Source organism: Polaromonas hydrogenivorans (assembly GCF_040105105.1).
Taxonomy (GTDB): domain Bacteria; phylum Pseudomonadota; class Gammaproteobacteria; order Burkholderiales; family Burkholderiaceae_C; genus Polaromonas; species Polaromonas hydrogenivorans.
This window is the reverse complement of sequence record NZ_CP157675.1, coordinates 966,309-987,032: the sequence shown is the minus strand read 5'-3', so window position 1 is coordinate 987,032 and position 20,724 is coordinate 966,309. Positions and strand designations below refer to the sequence as shown.

The 20,724-nt window shown below is 64.1% G+C and carries 18 protein-coding genes and 1 pseudogene; 7 read left to right on the top strand and 12 right to left on the bottom strand.

The features are described from left to right. Window positions 1-43 precede the first annotated feature (43 nt). Window positions 44-1,039 (bottom strand): quinone oxidoreductase family protein, encoded by a 996-nt coding sequence (locus ABLV49_RS04745; RefSeq protein ID WP_349280445.1) that lies wholly within the window; start codon window positions 1,037-1,039, stop codon window positions 44-46. A gap of 142 nt (window positions 1,040-1,181) precedes the next feature. On the opposite strand from ABLV49_RS04745, the gene ABLV49_RS04740 reads away from it, so the two are divergent. After that, window positions 1,182-2,081, top strand: a complete 900-nt coding sequence (locus tag ABLV49_RS04740; protein WP_349280444.1) for a DMT family transporter — start codon at window positions 1,182-1,184, stop codon at window positions 2,079-2,081. A 113-nt stretch (window positions 2,082-2,194) separates the two neighbouring features. Further along, window positions 2,195-4,207 carry a GmrSD restriction endonuclease domain-containing protein gene (locus ABLV49_RS04735; RefSeq protein ID WP_349280442.1) on the top strand — a complete coding sequence of 671 codons (2,013 nt, stop codon included), beginning with the start codon at window positions 2,195-2,197 and terminating at the stop codon, window positions 4,205-4,207. 27 nt (window positions 4,208-4,234) lie between these two features. Here ABLV49_RS04735 and ABLV49_RS04730 read toward each other — a convergent pair whose 3' ends face one another. After that, window positions 4,235-4,624, bottom strand: a complete 390-nt coding sequence (locus ABLV49_RS04730) for a hypothetical protein (protein WP_349280441.1) — start codon at window positions 4,622-4,624, stop codon at window positions 4,235-4,237. Continuing rightward, a complete protein-coding gene (locus ABLV49_RS04725) occupies window positions 4,624-5,418 on the bottom strand; it encodes an SDR family oxidoreductase (protein ID WP_349280440.1) in 795 nt (264 codons plus the stop codon). Before ABLV49_RS04725 ends, ABLV49_RS04730 begins: the two co-directional genes overlap by 1 nt. Between ABLV49_RS04725 and ABLV49_RS04720 the strand changes: the two genes are divergently transcribed. Further along, complete coding sequence (locus ABLV49_RS04720; protein ID WP_349280438.1) at window positions 5,417-6,013, top strand: hypothetical protein; 597 nt, start codon at window positions 5,417-5,419, stop codon at window positions 6,011-6,013. The two genes, ABLV49_RS04725 and ABLV49_RS04720, sit on opposite strands and share 2 nt — an antisense overlap. Window positions 6,014-6,119: 106 nt before the next feature. Continuing rightward, on the top strand, window positions 6,120-8,276 hold the full coding sequence (locus tag ABLV49_RS04715) for a S8 family peptidase (RefSeq protein ID WP_349280436.1): 2,157 nt from the start codon (window positions 6,120-6,122) through the stop codon (window positions 8,274-8,276). Here the strand turns inward: ABLV49_RS04715 and ABLV49_RS04710 are convergent. The 9 genes and pseudogenes from ABLV49_RS04710 to ABLV49_RS04670 form a co-directional block, all read right to left on the bottom strand. Continuing rightward, the gene (locus ABLV49_RS04710; protein WP_349280435.1) at window positions 8,223-8,870 is read right to left on the bottom strand and encodes a rhomboid family intramembrane serine protease; all 648 of its coding nucleotides are present in this window, start codon (window positions 8,868-8,870) and stop codon (window positions 8,223-8,225) included. The genes ABLV49_RS04715 and ABLV49_RS04710 overlap by 54 nt on opposite strands. A 49-nt stretch (window positions 8,871-8,919) precedes the next feature. Then, window positions 8,920-9,861: a DMT family transporter gene (locus ABLV49_RS04705; RefSeq protein WP_349280434.1), complete on the bottom strand. Its 942-nt coding sequence runs from the start codon at window positions 9,859-9,861 to the stop codon at window positions 8,920-8,922. 229 nt (window positions 9,862-10,090) lie between these two features. Continuing rightward, the gene (locus tag ABLV49_RS04700; protein WP_349280433.1) at window positions 10,091-11,602 is read right to left on the bottom strand and encodes a tripartite tricarboxylate transporter permease; all 1,512 of its coding nucleotides are present in this window, start codon (window positions 11,600-11,602) and stop codon (window positions 10,091-10,093) included. A gap of 12 nt (window positions 11,603-11,614) precedes the next feature. Further along, window positions 11,615-12,103, bottom strand: a complete 489-nt coding sequence (locus tag ABLV49_RS04695; protein ID WP_011802607.1) for a tripartite tricarboxylate transporter TctB family protein — start codon at window positions 12,101-12,103, stop codon at window positions 11,615-11,617. A gap of 164 nt (window positions 12,104-12,267) precedes the next feature. Further along, window positions 12,268-14,069 (bottom strand): annotated as a pseudogene (locus tag ABLV49_RS04690) (GspE/PulE family protein). A gap of 41 nt (window positions 14,070-14,110) precedes the next feature. After that, a complete protein-coding gene (locus ABLV49_RS04685; protein WP_349280432.1) occupies window positions 14,111-14,878 on the bottom strand; it encodes a spermidine synthase in 768 nt (255 codons plus the stop codon). 55 nt (window positions 14,879-14,933) lie between these two features. Beyond that, on the bottom strand, window positions 14,934-15,995 hold the full coding sequence (locus tag ABLV49_RS04680; protein ID WP_349280430.1) for a tyrosine-type recombinase/integrase: 1,062 nt from the start codon (window positions 15,993-15,995) through the stop codon (window positions 14,934-14,936). 4 nt (window positions 15,996-15,999) lie between these two features. Continuing rightward, a complete protein-coding gene (locus ABLV49_RS04675) occupies window positions 16,000-16,497 on the bottom strand; it encodes a DNA-deoxyinosine glycosylase (protein WP_349280428.1) in 498 nt (165 codons plus the stop codon). Next, window positions 16,491-17,339, bottom strand: a complete 849-nt coding sequence (locus tag ABLV49_RS04670; RefSeq protein ID WP_349280427.1) for a TatD family hydrolase — start codon at window positions 17,337-17,339, stop codon at window positions 16,491-16,493. Before ABLV49_RS04670 ends, ABLV49_RS04675 begins: the two co-directional genes overlap by 7 nt. Window positions 17,340-17,616: 277 nt before the next feature. Between ABLV49_RS04670 and ABLV49_RS04665 the strand changes: the two genes are divergently transcribed. The 3 genes from ABLV49_RS04665 (at window position 17,617) to ABLV49_RS04655 (ending at window position 20,717) form a co-directional block, all read left to right on the top strand. Beyond that, the gene (locus tag ABLV49_RS04665; protein ID WP_349280426.1) at window positions 17,617-18,582 is read left to right on the top strand and encodes a S1C family serine protease; all 966 of its coding nucleotides are present in this window, start codon (window positions 17,617-17,619) and stop codon (window positions 18,580-18,582) included. Window positions 18,583-18,594: 12 nt separating this feature from the next. Beyond that, entirely contained in the window at window positions 18,595-19,614 is a 1,020-nt protein-coding gene (locus ABLV49_RS04660; RefSeq protein ID WP_349280425.1) for an AAA family ATPase, read from the top strand. Window positions 19,615-19,730: 116 nt separating this feature from the next. After that, window positions 19,731-20,717 carry a DUF58 domain-containing protein gene (locus ABLV49_RS04655; protein WP_349280424.1) on the top strand — a complete coding sequence of 329 codons (987 nt, stop codon included), beginning with the start codon at window positions 19,731-19,733 and terminating at the stop codon, window positions 20,715-20,717. Window positions 20,718-20,724 lie beyond the last annotated feature (7 nt).

Sequence of the window (20,724 nt, the reverse complement as noted above, 5' to 3'; positions counted from 1 at the left end):
CAACAGGGCTATTTGATCAAGAAATTGGCGCGCCGGCAAGCAACTACAGCGTCAGGATGGTGCAGCCCGTGGTCTTGCGCGCTTCCAGCGTGCGGTGCGCCTCGGCCACATCGGCCAGCGCAAAACGCTGGTCGATGCGGATCACGACCTTGCCGCTGGTGACCATGCCGAACAAATCGTCGGCCATCTCCTGCGTGGTTTCGCGCGTGGTGATGTGGCTGAACAGCGTCTGGCGCGTCAGGTAGAGCGATCCCTTGGCCGCCAGCATGCCGGGCGCCACAGGGGGCACCGGGCCGGAGGCGTTGCCAAAGCTGGCCATCAGCCCGAACGGGCGCAGGCAGTCGAGCGAACGCTCGAAGGTGTCCTTGCCGACCGAGTCATAGACCACCTTGACGCCCTGGCCGCCGGTGATTTCCTTGACGCGCGCGACGAAATCCTCGGTAGCGTAGTTGATGACGAAAGCCGCGCCATTGGCCTTGGCCAGCGCGCATTTCTCGTCCGATCCGGCCGTGCCGATCAGCTGCAGGCCCATGGCCTTGGCCCACTGGCAGGCAATCAGGCCGACGCCGCCGGCCGCTGCGTGAAACAGCACGAAGTCGCCCGGCATCAAGCCGCCCTGGGGCTGGACGCGGCGCAGCAGGTATTGCGCGGTCAGGCCCTTGAGCATCATGGCCGCGCCGGTCTCGAACGAAATCGCATCGGGCAGCCTGCAGACGCACTTGGCGGGCATGACGCGCACTTCGCAGTAACTACCCGGCGGCTGGCTGGCGTAGGCGGCGCGGTCGCCGGGCTGCAGGTGCGTCACGCCCTCGCCCACGGCTTCGACAATGCCCGAGGCCTCCATGCCGAGCTGCAGCGGCATGCTCATCGGGTACAGGCCGCTGCGCTGGTACACGTCGATGAAGTTCAGGCCGATGGCCTTGTGGCGGATGCGGATCTGGCCCGGGCCGGGCTCGCCGACCTGGACCTCCACCAGCTTGAGTTCTTCGGGGCCGCCGTGCTGGTCAATGCGTACGGCTTGGGAGGTCATCACGGTCATCGGTGTTTCCTTGGGTGCTGTCAGTGGATCAATGAAAGACGGGGCCGCCATGGTGCCATGAATCGGGGCAGGCTGCTGCCGGCCAGCCGACGCAAAGACCCGCCCCGATGGGAAGCCGGGGCGGCTTGTTACAGTGACGCCCATGAATCAACGCCTGACCCCTGCCACCGCCCTGCTGCTGACGCTGCCTCCCCTGCTCTGGGCCGGCAATGCGGTGGTCGGCCGCGTCGTGCACGAGCTGATTCCGCCGATGACGCTGAACTTTTTGCGCTGGTTGCTGGCGTTTGTCATTCTCTTGCCACTGGCCTGGCGGGTGCTTCGCCCGGACAGCGCCATGTGGAGCCACTGGAAGCGCTTTTCGCTGCTCGGCCTGTTCGGCATCGGCTGCTACAACGCGCTTCAATACCTGGCGCTGCAGACCTCGACGCCGCTCAATGTGACGCTGGTGGCGTCCAGCATTCCGGTCTGGATGCTGATGGTGGGCGCGCTGTGCTTCGGCAGGCCGGTGTCGCGCCGGCAGGTGGCCGGCGCGCTGCTGTCGATTGCCGGCGTGCTGGTGGTGCTGTCGCGCGGACGGTGGGAGCTGCTGGTGCAGGTGCGGCTGGTGCCGGGCGATCTGTATGTCCTGCTGGCCACGCTGGCCTGGGCGTTTTACAGCTGGCTGCTGTCGCAACCCAAGGAGCCGCCTGAACTTCGCCGCGACTGGGCGGCCTTCCTGATGGCGCAGATTGTCTTTGGCCTGGGCTGGTCGGGCCTGTTTGCCGGCGGCGAATGGGCGCTGGCCGATCAGCACATCAGCTGGGGCTGGCCGCTGGCCACGGCATTGCTGTACATCGCCGTCGGCCCGGCGGTGATGGCCTATCGCTGCTGGGGCATGGGCGTGCAGCGCGTCGGCCCGGCGATTGCGGGCTTTTTCTCCAACCTCACGCCGCTGTTTGCCGCGCTGCTGTCGGCGGCCTTCCTGGGCGAGTTGCCGCACCTGTACCACGCGCTGGCGTTCGGCCTGATCGTGGGCGGCATCGTGGTGTCGTCGCGGCGCTGAAGCGCAGCGAAAGCCCAGCTACGGGGAAAATCATGCCGCAGTTCTCCTGCGCCTGATGAAGTTGTATCGGCCTGGGCGTTTAGCATTGGATCTCACAACAAGAAAGATGCATCGTGGGATTTGAAAACGCACAACTCGCAACAATTGCCGATATCCAGCACACCTATCACCTTCAAATACCCGAGTACCAGCGCGGCTATGCATGGGTCCAGGCCCAATGGGAAGACCTGTGGAATGACCTGATCAACGTGGCGAGTCGCCCAAGCGGCGACCATTACGCCGGCACCCTGATGTTCAGGCCGCTGGGCGCCTCGCCCCATGGCCGGGAGGGCGTCGAGGTGGTGGACGGCCAGCAGCGGCTGACCACCATTTCCTTGCTGTTGCGGTCACTCGTACAAACAGGCATTGCCATCGAGTTCCAGAACAACGAGCCGCTGCAAACCTACTTTGATTACTTCACGGCATCCAGGCCCGACCTGGCACCGCGCCTGGGGCAGTTTGTTTCTTTCTACGGCAAGAACATTGAAAACGCCGCCGGTTTTTTTGCCGAAAAAGTTGCCGTGCTGGACGACACCGCGCGTAAGCAACTGGCCGATGCGCTGCTGGGCAGGTTCAAACTTTTCATTCTGACGATCAAGCCAGGCTTTGATGTCCATGTGGCGTTTGAAACCATCAACAACCGGGGCAAGCCGCTGACGATCCTGGAGAAGCTGAAGAACCGACTCATCTATCTGAGCAGCATTGCGTCAGACCAGCAGGCCGGCCAACATGCGGCAGCCGAAATTCACCGGAGCTGGAAAGGCATTTACCACTGGCTTGGCAAGGGGCCGTTGCTGCTTGACGATGACAATTTCTTGCGTGCGCATTCGATGGGTTGGTTCCGTCATGAGAACAATGCTGAATGGCTGAGCACCCAACTGTTTGACGAGGTTTTTTCATCCTCGCCCACTTGCGCAAACCCCGCGTACATCGCCACGTACGTCAGGAGCCTTGAGACGGCCGCAGCCTGGTGGTTTCACCTCAACCACCCAAGCCGGCTTCCTCCAGAAGTGCAGCGCCAGCTTCAGTCTTTTAAACGCACAGCGTTTGCCTCTGTACGCCCCCTGCTGCTGTGGTCGCTGATTCGGCTGGGGTCGCTCGATGTGCGCCTGGTATCGGAACCCGCCCAGCGCAGCGACTGGTGCGCGCCTTTTATATCGCTGCTCCAGCAGGCCGAGCGGTTTGCGGTGCTGGTGCTGATGGCCAACGACCGCCGCTCCAATATTGGCCAGAATGACCTGAACCGGTCTGCGTACTGCTTGGCCAATCCGGGAGAACGGCTTTACCCCAACAGCACTGCCACGCATCCGGCCGATGCCATCGGGGCTGTCGAGTTTTCCCGTGACCATCTCAAGTCACTGGTTGACAACTGGCAGATAGGAGATGCTTTGAAAAGCTACGCGGACGACCGGTTTGAATGGAGCGGCTATTTTGATGATGTCAAGGTTTGCAATGCCGCCGCAGACCGGCTCCGGTCGGGAAACGGGTTTTACAGCTGGAGCTTTGGAAAACTCATCATTCATGAGTGGGAACAGCAACTGCGCGGCGACAAGGGCCTGCCCGATAAAAAGCCCTGGGACAAATTCTCCTGGGATCAGTCGGTGGAGCACATCTACCCACAAAACCCAGCGGCCAGTGACTGGAGCGAGGCCATCACCTTTGATGGACGAACTTCCAGCGCTCTGAAAAATTCAGTCGTCAACTCGCTGGGAAATCTGCTTTTGCTGTCCGGCTCGCGCAACTCTTCGCTGTCAAACCGGCCTTACCGTGGCGGCGCAGAACCCGACAAGGCCAAGGCCCTCCGCTACCAGGCGGGCAGTTATTCTGAATGGCAAGTGGCGCATGTCTGCCCCGACTGGAACGTGGCCGCCATTGCCGCGCGCGGCATCGCCATGATGCGATTTGCCGAAAAGCGCTGGGGCTTTCAACTGGTCAGCCCGGAAGATAAGCTGACGGCCTGGTTGCCCATTCTCTTCGGGGATCAGGCCGACAGCATCAAGGAAGGAAAAGCCAGCGGCGGCCACGCGGTGGATGGCCGAACCTTGAGAAGGCTTGTCGAGCGGTTTGAAACCGAACGCCCGCGCTGAAACCTGGCAAGCGGCATGCTTTCTCCCTCAAGCCGCCTTATCCAGTGCGAACTGCTGCCTGAAGGATGAACAAAACTCATCCGTTCCGCTGAGCAGCAGCGTTACGGTATGGCGCGGTTTTCCGGGCGATGCGGCTTGCACGGCCAGCCGCTGGGTTGCCGCGTCGTAGCCGATCTGCTCGGGCACGGTGTATTCGCGCAGGCCGTGCAGGTCGTAGTCCCACTCGCCGCCCTCGCCCACCGCGCCGCGCTGGCCGGGAAAAGCTTGGTGCGCCCAGTCCAGCACCGCCACAATTTCAGCGTGGACCGCCGCTACCCGCTCCGGCCAGACCGATGCCACGGCCTCGAACACACCCGTGCCCTCGGTGTCTTCACTGTAGTCGAAGGCCAGGTAGTCCAGCCGCATCGCGCCGTTCATCAAAACGTCCCCGGATAGGCTCCGCCGTCGGCGAGCACGTTCTGGCCGGTCATGTAGGCGGCCTGCGCGCTGCACAGGAAAGCGCAGATGGCGCCGAACTCGCCGGGCGTTCCGTAGCGGCCGGCGGGGATTTGCGCCTGTTGCGCGCGGCGGATCTCTTCGATGCTCTTGCCGGATTTTTCAGCGCTGGCGCGCACCGTGGTGGCGATGCGGTCGGTGTCGAACTTGCCGGGCAGCAGGTTGTTGATGGTGACGCCTTGCGCCGCCAGTTGGGTGCGCGCCACGCCGGCGACAAAACCGGTCAGGCCGCTGCGCGCGCCGTTGGACAGGCCCAGGATGTCAATCGGCGACTTGACCGAGCTGGAGGTGATGTTGACGATGCGGCCAAAGCCGCGCGCGGCCATGCCATCGACCGTGGCCTTAATGAGTTCTATCGGCGTGAGCATGTTGGCATCGACGGCCTTGATCCAGTCGTCCCGTTCCCAGTCGCGAAAGTCGCCCGGCGGCGGGCCGCCGGCGTTGGTGACCACGATGTCGAAATCCCGGCGCACAGCGAACACGGCGGCCCGGCCTTCGGCGGTGGTGATGTCTGCGGCAACAAATTGCACTGTTGCGCTTGCTGGTCGGGCACTGTCAGCTATTAGTTTTCTAGCAGAGGCTTGCAGCACTTCAGCGCCGCGCGCCACGATGAGCACATGCACGCCTTCGCGCACCAGCGCCTGCGCGCAGCCAAAGCCCAGCCCTTTGCTGGCGCCGCACACCAGCGCCCATTTACCGGCAATGCCCAGATCCATGTTGATTCCTTCAAAAATCGCGATCACGCAAAACGCCCATCATAGGGATTCCGGTGACTACAGCTTTCGGCCTGCACCCAGGCGCGGCCATAAGAATTTACTTATTTTTTCAAGCTTTCTTCACAGGGCGATGGATTTTCCGGTATGGTTTCTTATGTGTAAAATTTTGTTTCTCAGCCCGAACCATAGCGTCAAAAAATGCACCCGCAACGCTTCAACGCAAAGCCATGTGCTGAGCTTGATTCTGACCGGATGCCTGGGCCTGAGCGCCTGCAGCCAAGCCGCCCCGGCGACTGACAGCCTGCGTCCTGCAGACAGTCGCCCGCCGGCAGCTGCAAACCCGAACCGGGGCCAGCCCTTGCGCGTCATCGTCAGATTCCGCCAGCCTGTTGCCTACCGTGCGCCGGCCTTCCTGCAGGGCATGGGCGAAAAAATCCACGCGCCCGTGGCTTACGTCAGCAGCGTATCGCCGGACACTCATGTTTATCAAATCGATGCCAAGCCAGGCCAGAATCGCGCGGACATCCTTCGGTCGCTTGGAAATGTTCCAGAAGTCCTTTCGGTGGAGGCAGACGCTGCAGCCAAACCCTTCTGAGTCCAGGCAAGGTCATGCGGCACCGCAGATGCCCTGTCCGAGACGCGCCATGACCAGCCTTTTTGCATTCCCATGCTTTCCTTGCACGTCAACCCTGAAAATAACTATGAAAATCAAGCCCCAACATTTTGCTGTCACAGCCCTGACGCTTTGCATTGCCACCCTCGCCGCCGTGTCCACGGCCCAGATGGCGCCGCAGGGCAAGGGGTTTTCCACGGCGCATTCCTCGGCCTTTGCCGGGCCGCTGCAAACCGAGCATCGGTTTGATCGCCTGATTGTCCGGTTCAAGGACGGAGCCGTCACGCGCGCGGGCGTGTTTGACTTCAACGCAGCCCGCAGCCAGGTGGCCCTCCTTCAGGCCGGTACGGCGCCGAAGTTGCCTGGCCCGCCTGCCGCCAGCTTGGCGTACCTGAAGTCGATCACTGCCGAAACCCATGTGGTCATCAGCGGCCAGAAGCTGAACCGCGCTGAATTGTTTGCCTTTGCCAAGCAACTCGAGCAAGACCCCCGAGTGGTCTATGCGGAGATCGATGAAATAGCCCAGCCACTGTTCACACCGAACGACCCGGCCTATCCGGGCCAGCAGTGGCATTACCAGAGCCCAGCCGTTTTCCCTGGCGGCCTCAACCTGCCGGGCGCCTGGGATCGCTCCACGGGCAAGGGTGTCGTCGTGGCAGTCATCGACACAGGCGTGCGGCCGCATGTGGATCTGGCCGCAAACCTGCTGCCCGGCTATGACTTTGTCAGCGACCTGGCCATGGCCAACGATGGCGATGGACGCGATGGCAATGCGTCAGACCCTGGAACCTGGAACCTGGCCGGCGCCTGCGGCACAGGCTCGCCCGCGACCCGCAGCACCTGGCATGGAACCCATGTGGCGGGCACCATCGCGGCAGTCACCAACAATGGCACAGGCGGGGCGGGTGTGGCGTTTGGCGCCAAAGTCCTGCCGGTGCGGGTGCTCGGGGTCTGTGGCGGCTTCGGATCGGACATTGCCGCCGGCATGCGGTGGGCGGCAGGCCTGAGCGTGCCCGGCGTTCCGGACAATCCCAACAAGGCCAAGGTATTGAATCTGAGCCTGGGCAGCAGCGGAACGTGCGGCCAGACCTTTCAGGATGCCGTCAATGCCCTGAAAAATGTCGGCAGCGTGGTGGTGGCCGCCACCGGCAACGATGGCCAGATCGGCATCGGCCAGCCGGCCAATTGCGCCGGCGTCATTGCGGTGACGGCCCATACCAAACTGGGTGACAATGCCGACTACGCCAACATTGGTGCGGGCACTACCCTGAGCGGCCCCGGCGGCGGATATGGCTCGAATATTGCTGGCGACGGCGCCGGCATCTATTCCACTCTGAACACGGGCGCCACCTCTCCCGGAGCCGACAGCTACGCCAGCTCCCAAGGCACCAGCATGGCCGCACCGCATGTGGCCGGCCTCGCCGCGCTGCTGGCCAGCGTGCAGCCGGCGATTACACCCGACGCCCTGCGTTCGGTCCTGATCAGTTCCGCCCGACCCCATCCGGCAGGCACCTTCTGCGAAAAGCGCAGCGACTGCGGCGCAGGCCTGGCCGATGCCAAGGCAGCCCTTGACCGCCTCGATTCGCTGGCTCCCAGCGTGGCCGCCTCCGTTGCCCAGGCTGGCGTGCAGCGCACCGGCGCCACCGTCACCTTCAACGCGGCAGCTTCAGCGGGCAGCAGCGGCAGCGCCATCTCCAGCTATGAATGGAGCCAGCTCACAGGCCCGGCTGTCAGACTGAGCAGCACGACAGCCGCCAGCACTTCGTTTGTGGCCCCCGCACCCGGGGCCAGCTACACATTCCAGGTAAAAGTGACCGATGGCCTGGGCCTGACGGCTGCCAATCAGGTCAGCGTCACCTCCAATACGGCGCCGGTTCTCAATCCCATTGCAGCCCAGACGGTGTTGCACGGCAGCAATCTGAGCTTTACCGCTTCAGCGACCGACGCAGAAAACAATTCCGTGGTTTTTGTGGCGAACAATCTTCCTGCGGGCTCGAGCCTGAATCCGGCCAGCGGCGTATTCACCTGGAACGCGGCCGGCCCCGCCGCAAACTACAGCTTTACGATTACCCCCAGCGACGGCACGTTCAGCGGCGCGCCGCAAACGGTGTCGGTTGCGGTCACTGCGCCGCCGCCGGTCAGCGGTGGCGGTGGCGGATCGATGGACTGGCTCGATGTGCTGGCCCTGCTCTCACTGGCGACGCTCAGTGTGTATTTTGGGCGCCGCCACGGCACGCCACGCTAAAGCCATAACTACCAGGCCGATGCCGCCGAGCGCGCCGGCGCAGTGGGCGGGCTGGTACACGGGAAAACTCCATCGGCCCGGCGCGCCCTCAAACGCACCGCCCGACTGCAGCCAGAGCTTCAAGGCCATGGCGCCCAGCAGGGCAGCTCCAAGGCCGAGCCTCCAGCGTGGCGATGGTGCATCGAGCGAATGGCCGCCCTCGCCCGCAGGCCGGCGCAAGGGGCGGACCGCAAAGGCCAGGCTCACCGCATTGCCGGCCAACAGCCCATGCAATGCCCCGGAAGCTCCCGCGTAATAGCTGCAATCGGGGTCCAGCGCCACCACGGCCGCCACCCCGGCATAGCCGCCGAGCAGCGCCAGCATTTGCAGCGGCCAGCGAACCCAGTAACTGCTGGCAACAACGATCAGCGCAAAGGCAAGCGCATTGCCGCTTGCGTGCCAGGCGCCCAAATGCACCCACTGCGCGGTCAGCGGCTGCCAGAAGGCGCCCTGCGCATAGCTGGGCCGGGAAAACCGCAGCAGCTCGGAGGCCCCCGGCCATAGTTGCAAGCCCAGCGTGACCAGTACAAAAAGAACGGCCAGGCAGTCCGGCATTGCCGGCCGGCAGGCAGCGAACAGCGGTCGAACTGGCGGGCCGGACATTTCAGCGCCCCGCTCGCGTGAACACAAAAATTCCGGCAATCACCAGCACGGTGCCGGCGGCCACCCAGGCGGTGAACGGCTCGCCCAGGATCACCACGCCCATCAGGATGGTTGAAAGCGGGCCGATCATGCCGGTCTGCGCTGCCAGGCTGGCGCCTATGCGCTCAATCGCCATCATCACCATCAGCACCGGCACGGCGGTGCACAGCGTCGCATTGAGCACCGACAGCCAGATCACCTCCGGCGCGACGGCAGCGGCGCTCAGGGGCCGCAACAGCACGAACTGCAGCAGGCAGCACAGGCAGGCCACGGTGGTGGCCAGGCCGACCAGCCGCATCGAGCCCAGGCGCTTGACCATCTCGCCGCTGTACACCAGGTACAGCGCATAGCTGACGGCACTGCCAAACACCAGCAGCGCACCCCAGGCGGCATGGCTGCCCTGCAGCGTGATCTCATGGCCGAACACCAGCGCCACGCCCGAGTAGCTGATGGCCATGCCGACGATGTGCGGCATGGCAATACGGCGCTGGTACAGCACCAGGCCGAGCAGCAGCACCAGCGTCGGGTTGAGGTACAAAATCAGCCGCTCCAGCGAGGCGCTGATGTGCGCCAGGCCGGCAAAGTCCAGGAAACTGGCCAGGTAGTAGCCGGTAAAGCCAAGCCAGAGCACGCCCAGCCAGTCGCGGCGCGAGAGCGGCGCCTTGCCCCGGCTGGCCCACCAGGCCATGAGCGCAAAAATCGGCAACGCAAACAGCATGCGGTACATGATCAGCGTGACCGCATCCACGCCATGCCGGTACGCCAGCTTGACGATGATCGCCTTGCCGCTGAAGGCAATCGCTCCACAACTGGCCAGCAGCAGGCCAGCCGCTATGCTTTTAGGAGCTGCTTGCGCTTGCTCCGCTTGCGCAGGAGGCCTGTTTGATTCAGAAATGGTGTTCAAGGTGCTTCCCGGGCGCCACGGCCGGGCCGATTGCGACATCCTGCGTTGTTCATGCCGGCAAGTTTGACACGGGCAGCCAGGCAGGGGCCATCGAACATTTGCGCGGCGCTCCCCGTCATTGCAGACGGCCGGGCTGTGGCCAGCGGCATGGCGCGGCACATCTGCATCGCCCATAAAAAAACGGCACCCGAAGGTGCCGTTTTTGGCAAGGCCGGTCAAAGCCTCGGCGTCACTCTTCGACGAAGGCTTCTTCGCGCTTGTTCTTCACGGCAGGCAGCAGCACGATGATGATCATCAGTGCCGCGGCAGCCAGCAGGCCGGCGGACAGCGGACGGGTCACGAACACGCTCCAGTCGCCGCGCGACAGCAGCAGCGCACGGCGCAGGTTTTCTTCCATCATCGGGCCCAGGATGAAGCCGAGCAGCAGCGGCGCCGGTTCACAGCCCAGCTTGACGAAGCTGTAGCCAATGATGCCGAACAGGCCCACCATCCACACGTCCCAGGTGTTGTTGTTAGTGGAGTACACGCCAATCGCGCAGAACAGCACGATGGCCGGGAACAGGTAGCGGTAAGGCACGGTCAGCAGCTTGATCCAGATGCCGATCAGCGGCAGGTTCAAAATCACCAGCATCGCATTGCCGATCCACATCGAGGCGATCAGGCCCCAGAACAGTTCGGGGTTGCTGGTCATGACCTGCGGGCCGGGCTGGATGTTGTGAATCGTCATGGCGCCCACCATCAGGGCCATCACGGCGTTGGGCGGAATGCCCAGCGTCAGCAGCGGAATGAAGGAGGTTTGCGATCCGGCATTGTTGGCCGACTCGGGAGACGCCACGCCGCGGATGTTGCCCTGGCCGAAGGGGACTTCGCCCGGCTTCATCTTCATTTTCTTTTCCAGCGCGTACGCTGCAAACGCCGCCAGCAAGGCACCGCCGCCAGGCAGGATGCCCAGCGCAGAGCCCAGGAAAGTGCCGCGCAGCACGGCCGGCGTCATGTCCTTGAAATCCTGCTTGGTGGGAAACAGGCCCGACACGCCGGCGGTGAACACTTCACGTTCATGCTCGGGCTGGGCCAGGTTGCTGATGATCTCGCCGTAGCCGAACACGCCCATGGCAATCACCACGAAGCCGATGCCGTCGGTCAGTTCTGGAATGTCAAAGCTGAAGCGCGCCACACCCGAGTTCACGTCGGTGCCGACCAGGCCAAGCAGCAGGCCCAGCACGATCATCGCAATCGCCTTGAGCAGGGAGCCCGAAGCCAGCACCACGGCGCCGATCAGGCCCAGGGTCATCAGCGCAAAATACTCGGCCGGGCCGAACTTGAAGGCCAGTTCGGTCAGCGGAGGCGCAAACGCCGCCAGGATCAGGGTGCCGACGCAGCCGGCGAAGAACGAACCCAGACCGGCGGCAGCCAGTGCCGGCCCCGCTCGCCCTTTTCTGGCCATCTGGTAGCCGTCAATACAGGTGACCACCGAGGACGATTCTCCCGGCAGGTTCACCAAAATAGCCGTGGTCGAGCCGCCGTACTGCGCGCCGTAGTAAATGCCGGCCAGCATGATCAGGGCCGACACCGGGGGCAAGGCATACGTGGCGGGCAGCAGCATGGCGATGGTGGCGACCGGGCCGATGCCGGGCAACACGCCAATCAGCGTTCCCAAAATGCAACCCACCAGGCAGTACAGCAGGTTGATCGGCGTGAAGGCCACGCCGAAACCCAGCGACAAGTGTTCAATCAATTCCATTTTTTTATCTCCTTAGCCGGTGATGAACGTGGGCCATACCGGGAACTGCAGCTTGAGCGCCAGGACGAAAGCGACATAACTGCCCGCCGCCAGGATCGTGGCCAGGATGAAGGTGTTCTTCACCTTCCAGCCGGCTTCGGCCATGCTGGCAATGAAAGTCAGCGCGTAAATGGCCACGATCAGGCCCATGGCGGGAAGGCCAAAGTACGGCAGGCCAGCCAGCAGCGCACCAAACACCAGGTTGGCCAGAATAATCAGGCACAGCGGCTTCCAGGCCCATTTGCCAATCTTGTCGCCACCCACGGTTTCAACCACCAGCGCCGTCAGGGTAATGCCCGCGCCAAGTATCGTCATCAGAACGCCCAGGTACAGCGGAAAATAGCCCGGTCCCATGCGCGCGCCGTTGCCCACGTTGTAGGTCGTTGCCCCCCAGGCAAACGCCACCCCGACGCCCATGAACATGAGCCCGGAAAAAAAGTCTTTTTGACTCTTGATATTCACGGTTTTTTCTCCTTTATAAAGAATGAATCGCTGGATTGTGCAGTCAAAGGCCGAGCCGAACTATGTGGCTTTCACTACTTAGGGCTTACCCTATGCGCCATTTCTGGCACTGCATCCTGCCCGTGAATATCAGCCGCAGACAGACTCTTTAACAGTACGCGGGATCAGGACAAGGGCGGCGTGGTGGCCAGGATTTCTTCCAGCGTGGTCAAGCCTTCAGCCACTTTCAGGGCTCCGGCAGCCGCAGCGGACGCATGCCTTCGCTGATGGCCTGGCGGCGCAGCGCGTCCATGTTGGGCTCTTTCGAAACCTTCTCCTTGAAGGCTTCGGTCACCGTCAGCAATTCATACAGCCCCATCCGTCCCCGAAAACCGGTCATGCGGCAATCGACGCAGCCCACCGGCTTGTAAGGCCGGTAGCTGCCGGTGATCTGCCAGGGCCTGACCAGTTCGGCCAGCGTTTCGCGTCTGGCGCTTTCATCCGGCTGGCGGCAACTGCCGCACAGGGTGCGCACCAGCCGCTGGGCCAGCACGCCGAGCAGGGTCGCGTTGATCAGGTAGTTCGGCACGCCCAACTCCATCAGCCGCGAGACCGCCGATGGCGCATCGTTGGTGTGCAGCGTGCTGAACACCAGGTGGCCGGTCAGCGCGGCCTGCACGGCCATTTCTGCGGTCTGCAAATCGCGGATTTCGCCCACCATGATGATGTCCGGGTCCTGCCGCATCAAGGAGCGCAGGCCTTCGGGAAAGCCGAAGTTCAGCATCGGCTGGACCTGCGTCTGGTTGAAGGCCGGCTCGATCATTTCAATCGGGTCTTCAATCGTGTTGATGTTGACCTCTTCGGTCGCCAGCCGCTTGAGCGTCGAATACAGCGTGGTGGTCTTGCCCGAGCCGGTCGGGCCGGTCACCAGCACGATGCCGTGCGGGCGCTTGACGAGCTGCTCCCAGCGCTCGGCGTCGTGCCGTGAAAACCCCAGCGCGTCGAGGTTCTTGACCGTGGTGTCGGGGTCGAAAATCCGCATCACCATCTTTTCGCCAAAGGCCGTCGGCAGCGTGGACAGGCGCATCTCGACTTCATCGCCGCGCGGGTTGCGCGTCTTGATGCGGCCATCCTGCGGCCGGCGTTTTTCAACCACATCCATGCGGCCCAGCAGCTTGATGCGCGCCGTCATGGCGTTGTGAACGCTCATCGGCAACTGGTACACCGGATGCAGCACGCCGTCGATGCGAAAGCGGATCACGCCCTGCTCGCGCCGGGGCTCCAGGTGGATGTCGCTGGCGCGCTGGTCAAAGGCGTACTGCCAGAGCCAGTCCACCACCTGCACCACGCCCTGGTCGTTGGCGTCCAGCTGCCGGTTGCTCTTGTTGAGTTCCACCAGTTGTTCGAAGCTGGCCGTGCTGGAGCCGCCGCTCGACTTGAGCGCGGCCTTGACCGATTTGGCGAGCGCGAAAAATTCGGCCGTGAACTTGCTGATCTCCAGCGGATTGGCCACCACCAGACGCACGCTGCGCTTGGACTGGCGCTCGACCTCCGGCACCCAGTCGGTGACGAACGGGTCGGAGGTGGCAATCACCAGCTCGTGCGCCGTGACCTGCACCGGCAGCACCTTGTGGCGCTCGGCATACACGGCCGACATGGAATCGGCCACCTTGCCCACATCGACCTTGAGCGGGTCGATGCGCAAATACTGCAGGCCCGCGCAGCCGGCCAGCCACTGGCTGATGGTTTCCACATCCAGCGGCTTGCCGTCGGCCACGCGCGTCATGCCGATGCTCGCCAGCCTGACGATGGGGTGCTGGGCGCTTTGCACCTGCGCGCAGCGGGCAATGGTGCGCTGCGCGTCAACGGCGCTGATGATGCCGTCTTCCCCCAGCCATTCGACCAGCTTGCGCCAGTCGAGCGGGCCGGCATGCCGCCTGTGAGCGGGAGAATTCAGGGGTGGTTTGGGGGGCATGACGGCGCTCATGGAAGGCACTTTAAAGGACAGGCTGTTTTAAAAATGAAGCGTTACACCACCGGCTTGAAAAGCCGCAGCCACTTTTTGGCCGGCAAGTCCCAGCGCGATTCGATCACGCCAGCGCGCTGGAGCAGCTCGGCGCGCTCCGGCCGCGTCGGCTCGAACTGGGCCATGACCACCGTGTTGCCTTCGCGCGTCGGCCTGAAGGCCCAGATCGACTCCGGGCCAAAGGCCTCGGCCATCTTGGTCAGCGACTCCTCGAAGCTCGAATCCCGGCCGAACAGGTTGACGGTCATGATGCCGTCCTCGGTCAGCAGGCTGCGGCAGTTCGCATAAAAATCGGCATCGTCGAGCACCGGCGCGGCCGCTTCATGGTCGTACAGGTCCACATGCAGCAAATCAACCGTGCCGTGGTGCGCCGGCTTCCTGATTTCATCGGCCGCATCGGCTTCGATGACATGCAGCCTGGCATCGTCGCGCGGTAGCTTGAACCAGATCCGGCAGGCGCTGACGACCTGCGGGTTGATCTCGATGGCGGTGGTTTTCATGCGCAGCTTCTTGTAGCAGAACTTGGTCAGCGCGGCCGACCCCAGCCCGAGCTGCATGGCGTGCTTTTTGGCGACCGTTTCGGCGTCGAGGAACAAGAGGCCGGCCATCATGCGCTGCACATACTCCAGTTCGATGTCATAGGGCGCGTCGCGCAGCATCGAGCCCTGCACCCATTCGGTGCCCAGGTGCAGGAAGCGCACATCGCCGTAATCCGAAAAGTTGACTTCGGGCAGGTTCGAAGGAGGGGTCGCGTTGTCTTTTTTTGCCATGGGCTTGATCCTGATTCTGGTGATGGGCCTTGTGGCACAGCCCGCTATTTTCGCCTTATGGCTGTTGACCGGCGGAATCAGGCGCGTCGCTGGCATGCACATGTTTGCGCAGGCGCAATAAAGCCTGCGCCTCGCGCAGCCCGGCGCGCGCCAGTATCTCGTCCTCGGGCAGGCCGGCGTCCAGCCAGCGAACGATGCACGAGTTGCGCAGCGTCATCGGCCCGGCATGGGCGAGCACGGTGTCGGGGTAGCGCGGCCCCAGCGTGCTGCTGACATGGCGGTTGGCCAGGTGGAACAGCGCGCGCGGCGTCAGCCGGCCGGCCTTTTTGCGCGAGACGAACAGCGGCGTGCCAGCGTCCTGCGGCAGCGGCAGCGTGGCGCGCACCGTCAGCCAGGCCAGCACGGCGGCGCTGGCTTCTTCGGACAGGCTGATGCGCCGGTCCTGCGCCTTGCGGGCGCCGCTGAGGTCGAGCATGACGGCCGCGTCAGTCAGACCGGGTTCGGCTTCCCCGGCAGGAAACAACTCGCCCACGCCATGGCTGGAAGCCAGCCGGGGATGCCGCACGTCGCCGATGTCCAGCCCCGCCAGCTCGGCCACGGTCAGTGCAGCCTGCATCATCAGCCGCAAGATGGCCTGGTCGCGCACCTCCAGCCACGGCTGGTCCTGCGGCGGCGGGTCGATGGGCGGCGGCACGGCCTGCAGCAGCGCATCCCAGTCGATGGCGTGAAAGACCAGCGAATCCATCTGCTCGGTCGGCGACACCGACGCGCCGGCATCGACCGGGTTGTCTTCAACCCACTGCTGCGCCTGGGCAAAGGCATAGATCTTTTTCAGCACCCGGTAGTAGCGGCGCTGCGTCACGGTGCTGACATGCAGCATGCCGCGCGCCTGCCCGCGCGGGCTCAGCGCTTCGAGGTAGGCGCGCACATCGGGCGATTTGGCCTGGCTCCAGGCCAGCGGGCCGTGCGCCAGCAAGAACTCGGTCCAGCCGGCCCAGAGCGAATGGTAGGAAGCCAGCGAGCGCGGCGACAGGCCGCCCCTGCGCTGCGCGGCGCGCTCAAGCGCCCAGGCCTTGAAGACACCCTCGGCGCTGGAAGGAAGCGGCAATGTGCTCATTGATTCAGACCAATCCATGTTTCTCGAAAACCTCGCGCCACGCGGCGAGCTTGCGTTCAAACGACCAGGACGCATTCGCCGGACTGGTCGAGGGGAGCCGATACACCGGCAGGCCCAGCAATTCGGTATGGCGCGCATGCTTGAAGCTCTCGCCGCCGTTGTGCGCAATCGCCTGCAGTTCGGGGCACCAGCGCAGCAGCTGCGCAAAATCATTGACCACCGGCTTGCGGATGCTGCTGTCCAGGCTGCCTTCGCGCTCGCAGGCCGCATACACGTCCCACACGCCCAAGCCCCTCGCCAACAGCCATTCGCTACGAATTTTATAGCTATTGGCGCCCGTGGGCATTGCGCAAGATGGCCAAATGGCTTGCAAAATTCGCCAGAACTGGTTTTGCTGATGGCCGTAGTACTGCTGCGCCGCCAGGGACGCCGCACCCGGAAAGCTGCCCAGGATCAGCAGCCGCGTATTGCTGGAGACCAGCGGCGCCAGGCCGGTCAGCACGGCAGCAGCCCCCTGAGCTTGGGAAAAGCCTGCAGCGCATTGGCCGTGGTGGCCAGCGCCAGCGCGTCGGCCGGCATGCCACGAAGCTGCGCCAGCACGCCGGCGATGCGCGGCAGTTCGCCCGGCTCGTTGCGGCCCTGGCCTTGCCCGTCTTCCCGCTGCCGGGCGGTGCGGTAAAGCCAGTGCGGCGCAATGTCGGGCGAGTCGGTTTCCATCACCAGCGCGTCCAGCGGCAACCCACTGGCCAGGCGCCTGATCTGCAGGGCCGAATCAAAGGTGACGTTGCCGCCAAAGCCGAGTTTCAGCCCCAGCTTGATGAATTCCGCTGCCTGTTGCTCGCTGCCGTTGAAGGCGTGGCCGATGCCGCTCCAGCCGCCTTCGGGCCTGAGTTCGCGCAGGTGCTTGAGCAGCTTGTCGGCCGAGCGCCGCACATGCAGCATCACCGGCAGGCCGTGCTTGCGTGCCAGCTTGAGCTGCTCGCGGTAAAAAAATTCCTGGCGCTCGCGCATCGGGCTTTGCTTGAGCGCCGGCTCGAAATAATCAAGGCCGATTTCGCCGACCGCCACCAGTCGCGGGTCGTCTTTTCGCAGGGCCAGTTCCGCATCCAGCGCCTGCAAATCGGCGTCCCGGGCCTCGGGCACGCACAGCGGGTGAATGCCCAGCGCGTAGCTGTCCGAGAACCGATGCGCCAGCAGCCGGACCGCCTCGAAGTTGCCCACCGCCACGGCCGGTAGCACGCAATGCATCACGCCGCCAGCCGCCGCCCGCGCCCGGACATCGGCCAGGTCGGCGGAAAACTCGGCAGCGTCGAGATGGCAGTGCGTGTCGATCCAGAAGGTCATGAAATAAACAAAAGAGAAGTCATCGGCCGTTTTCGGAACATTGAAACACAAGTGAATATGGCACGGCCACGCCTTGCGTTCAGGCCGCCAGCCGCGCCTGCGTCAAAGCCATTGCCGCAGCCAGCCTGCTCGGGTCATGGCACGAATTGAAACAAACCGAAAGCATTTGTTACAGCCGGCCTTCGCGGATTTTCCAGGGGGTGCAGCAAACCGGAAATCGTGATACGGTGCATTCCTTGTCCCGTCAGTTCTTGACATTACCCTTACAGGTGAACGGATGCGAAGGCCTGCCCTTTACAGTAGCTCCAGCCGTAGCGGCCACGCGCTGGCTGATGCTGCGGACGCGTCCCCAACGGCCCCGGCTTCAAGCACATCCGGAAACGGCGCACCGCCCCCGCCCAGCCCGGCCAAACCTCCTTCACGCGCCACGCGCTTCATGCGCCATGTTGCGGCGCACAACATCCGCCTGCTCTGGTCGGTGGTCGCACTGCTGGCCTTGATGCTGGCCATCAGCCTGTCTTTCTCGCTGCACCCGCCCGGCCACAAGCTGACCCAGAAGGACATCAACGCAGCGGTGCTGAAAACCCTGGAAACCACGGTCCTTCCTTCGCCGGCGGCCAAGGCTTACGACGCCATCATTCCTTCGGTCGTGCGCGTGGTGGGGCTGGGCAAACCCGTCAAGAGCAAGGATGGCGACGAGCATTCAGACCGCAGCGTCGGCACCGGCGTGGTCATCGTGGACAAGGGCATCATCCTGACCAACCTGCATGTGGTGCAGGGTGCAGAAACCATCAAGGTCACCTTTTCCGATGGCCTGGAGTCCACCGCCAGCATCACCGGCGTGCAGCCGGAAAACGACCTGGCGGTGCTGCAGGCGCACAAGATTCCCGACGACATGATTGCCGCCACGCTGCGCTCCACCGCCGACCTGGCGCCCGGCGACCAGGTGGTGGCGGTGGGCTATCCCTTCGGCATCGGCCCTTCGGCTTCCAGCGGCGTCATCTCGGGGCTGGGGCGCACCTTCCGCTCGCCCGAGGGCAAGCAGCAACTCACCAACCTGATCCAGTTCGATGCGGCCGCCAATCCCGGCAACTCGGGCGGCCCGCTGGTCACCATGGACGGCGAGGTGATCGGCATCGTGACGGCCATCTACAACCCCAACCAGCAGCGCTCCTTTGTCGGCATCGGATTTGCCGTGCCGATTGAAAACGCCGCCTCGGCAGCCGGCGTGCCTCCTTTCTGAAAGGCTTTTTTCATGGATTCCAACCGCTTTGAGCAGCCGCCCGCCGGCCACGACACCGCGCAGCTGATGGAGCAAATCCTCTACGAGGTCAAGCGCGTGGTGGTCGGGCAGGACCGCTTCCTGGAGCGCGTCATGGTCGCCATCCTGGCGCAGGGCCACCTGCTGGTCGAAGGCGTTCCCGGGCTGGCCAAGACGCTGACGGTCAAGACCCTGGCCAACACCATTCGCGGCGACTTCAAGCGCATCCAGTTCACGCCCGACCTGGTGCCGGCCGACCTGGTGGGCACGCGCATCTACAACCAGAAGACCGGCGATTTCAGCACCTCGCTGGGGCCGGTGTTCACCAATTTGCTGCTGGCCGACGAGATCAACCGCGCGCCGGCCAAGGTGCAAAGCGCGCTGCTCGAAGTGATGCAGGAGCGCCAGGTGACGATTGCCGGCATCAGCCACAAGGTGCCCTCGCCTTTCCTCGTCATGGCAACGCAGAACCCGATTGAAACCGAAGGCACCTACCCGCTGCCCGAAGCGCAGGTGGACCGCTTCATGATGAAGGTGCTGGTCGATTACCCGAGCGACGAGGAAGAGTTCGTCATCGTCCAGCGCGTCACCGGCCCGGCGGTGGCGGTGGCGGCGGTGGCGACCACCGAGCAGCTGGCCGCGCTGCAGGCCGAATGCCGGTGCATCTATGTCGATCCGTCGCTGGTGCAGTACGCGGTGCGGCTGGTCTCGGCGACACGCGACCCGGCAAAACATGGACTCGATGAGCTGGCCCGCTTCATCACCTTTGGCGCCAGCCCGCGCGCCACCATCAACCTGACCGAAGGCGCCCGGGCGCTGGCCATGCTGCGCGGGCGCAGCTATGCGCTGCCCGAAGACATGACGGACCTGATCCCCGACGTGCTGCGCCACCGGCTGGTGTTGTCTTATGAAGCGCTGTCCGAAGGCTTTTCAGCCGACCAGATCGTCGGAAAGATCATGGCCCGAATCCCGCCCCCTGCCAAACCATTAGCCCATGAAAAACTCGCTGCGTAGTAGAGCCTCCACGCTCCCCACTTCGTGTGGTTCGCTGCCCCCCGAGGGGGCCGCCCCGCCTGCGGCCTGGCAAAGCCAGTTCCGCGGCCGGTACTTGGACGACCGGGGAATGCGCCATGCCTAAGCTTTCACAAGTTGTACAGACGCCGGCCTCCTCAACCCCTGCCGAAAGCGCGGACCAGTTGCTGCGCCGGCTCGAATGGACAGTGCTGCGCCGCCTCGACGGCCTGCTGCAGGGCGACTACCGCACGCTGCTGCGCGGCACCGGCATGGACCTGGCCGACCTGCGCGAATACCAGTACCACGACGACGTGCGGCATATCGACTGGAACGTGACGGCGCGGCTGCAAGCACCCCATGTGCGCGTGTTCACCGAAGACCGCGAGATGAGCGCCTGGTTCCTGCTCGACCTGAGCCCGTCGATGGATTTCGGCTCCGGCGAGCAGCGCAAGCGCCAAGTGTCCACAGACTTCGTCGCCGTGCTGGCGCGCATGCTGACGAAGCGCGGCAACCGCGTGGGCGCCCTGCTCTACGGAGCCGGCGTGGATGCGGCCATCCCTGCGCGCGGCGGGCGCCAGCATGTGCTGCACCTGTTGCACACCCTGCGCACGCGCCCCGAAACCGCCAGCGTCGGCCCGACCCGCTTGCATGAATTGCTGGAGTCGGCCGCCAAGCTGGTGCACCGGCGCTCCACGCTGTTCGTGGTGTCCGACTTCATCACCGAGGCCGGCTGGGAAAAGCCCCTGGGACTGCTGGCCCAGCGGCACGAGGTCGTCGCCGTGCGCCTGCTCGACCCGCTGGAGCTGGAATTGCCCGACCTGGGCCTGATTCCGATCACGGACGCCGAAACCGGCGAGCAGTTGCTCGTCGATACCCATGACGCCGGCTTTCGCAGGCGCTTTGCGCGCATCGCGGCCCAGCGCGAAGCCGAGTTGCGCCAAGCCCTGGCGCGGGCGGGCGTGGACACGCTCGAACTCTCGACCGATGACGACCTGGCAGGCGCCATCATGCGTTTTACCGACCTGCGCAAACAGCGCAGCCGTTTATCCGGTGCCCATGCGGCGGCAGGCAGGCTGCCGGCCCACCTGGCGCGCGCCGGCTGAACCCTGC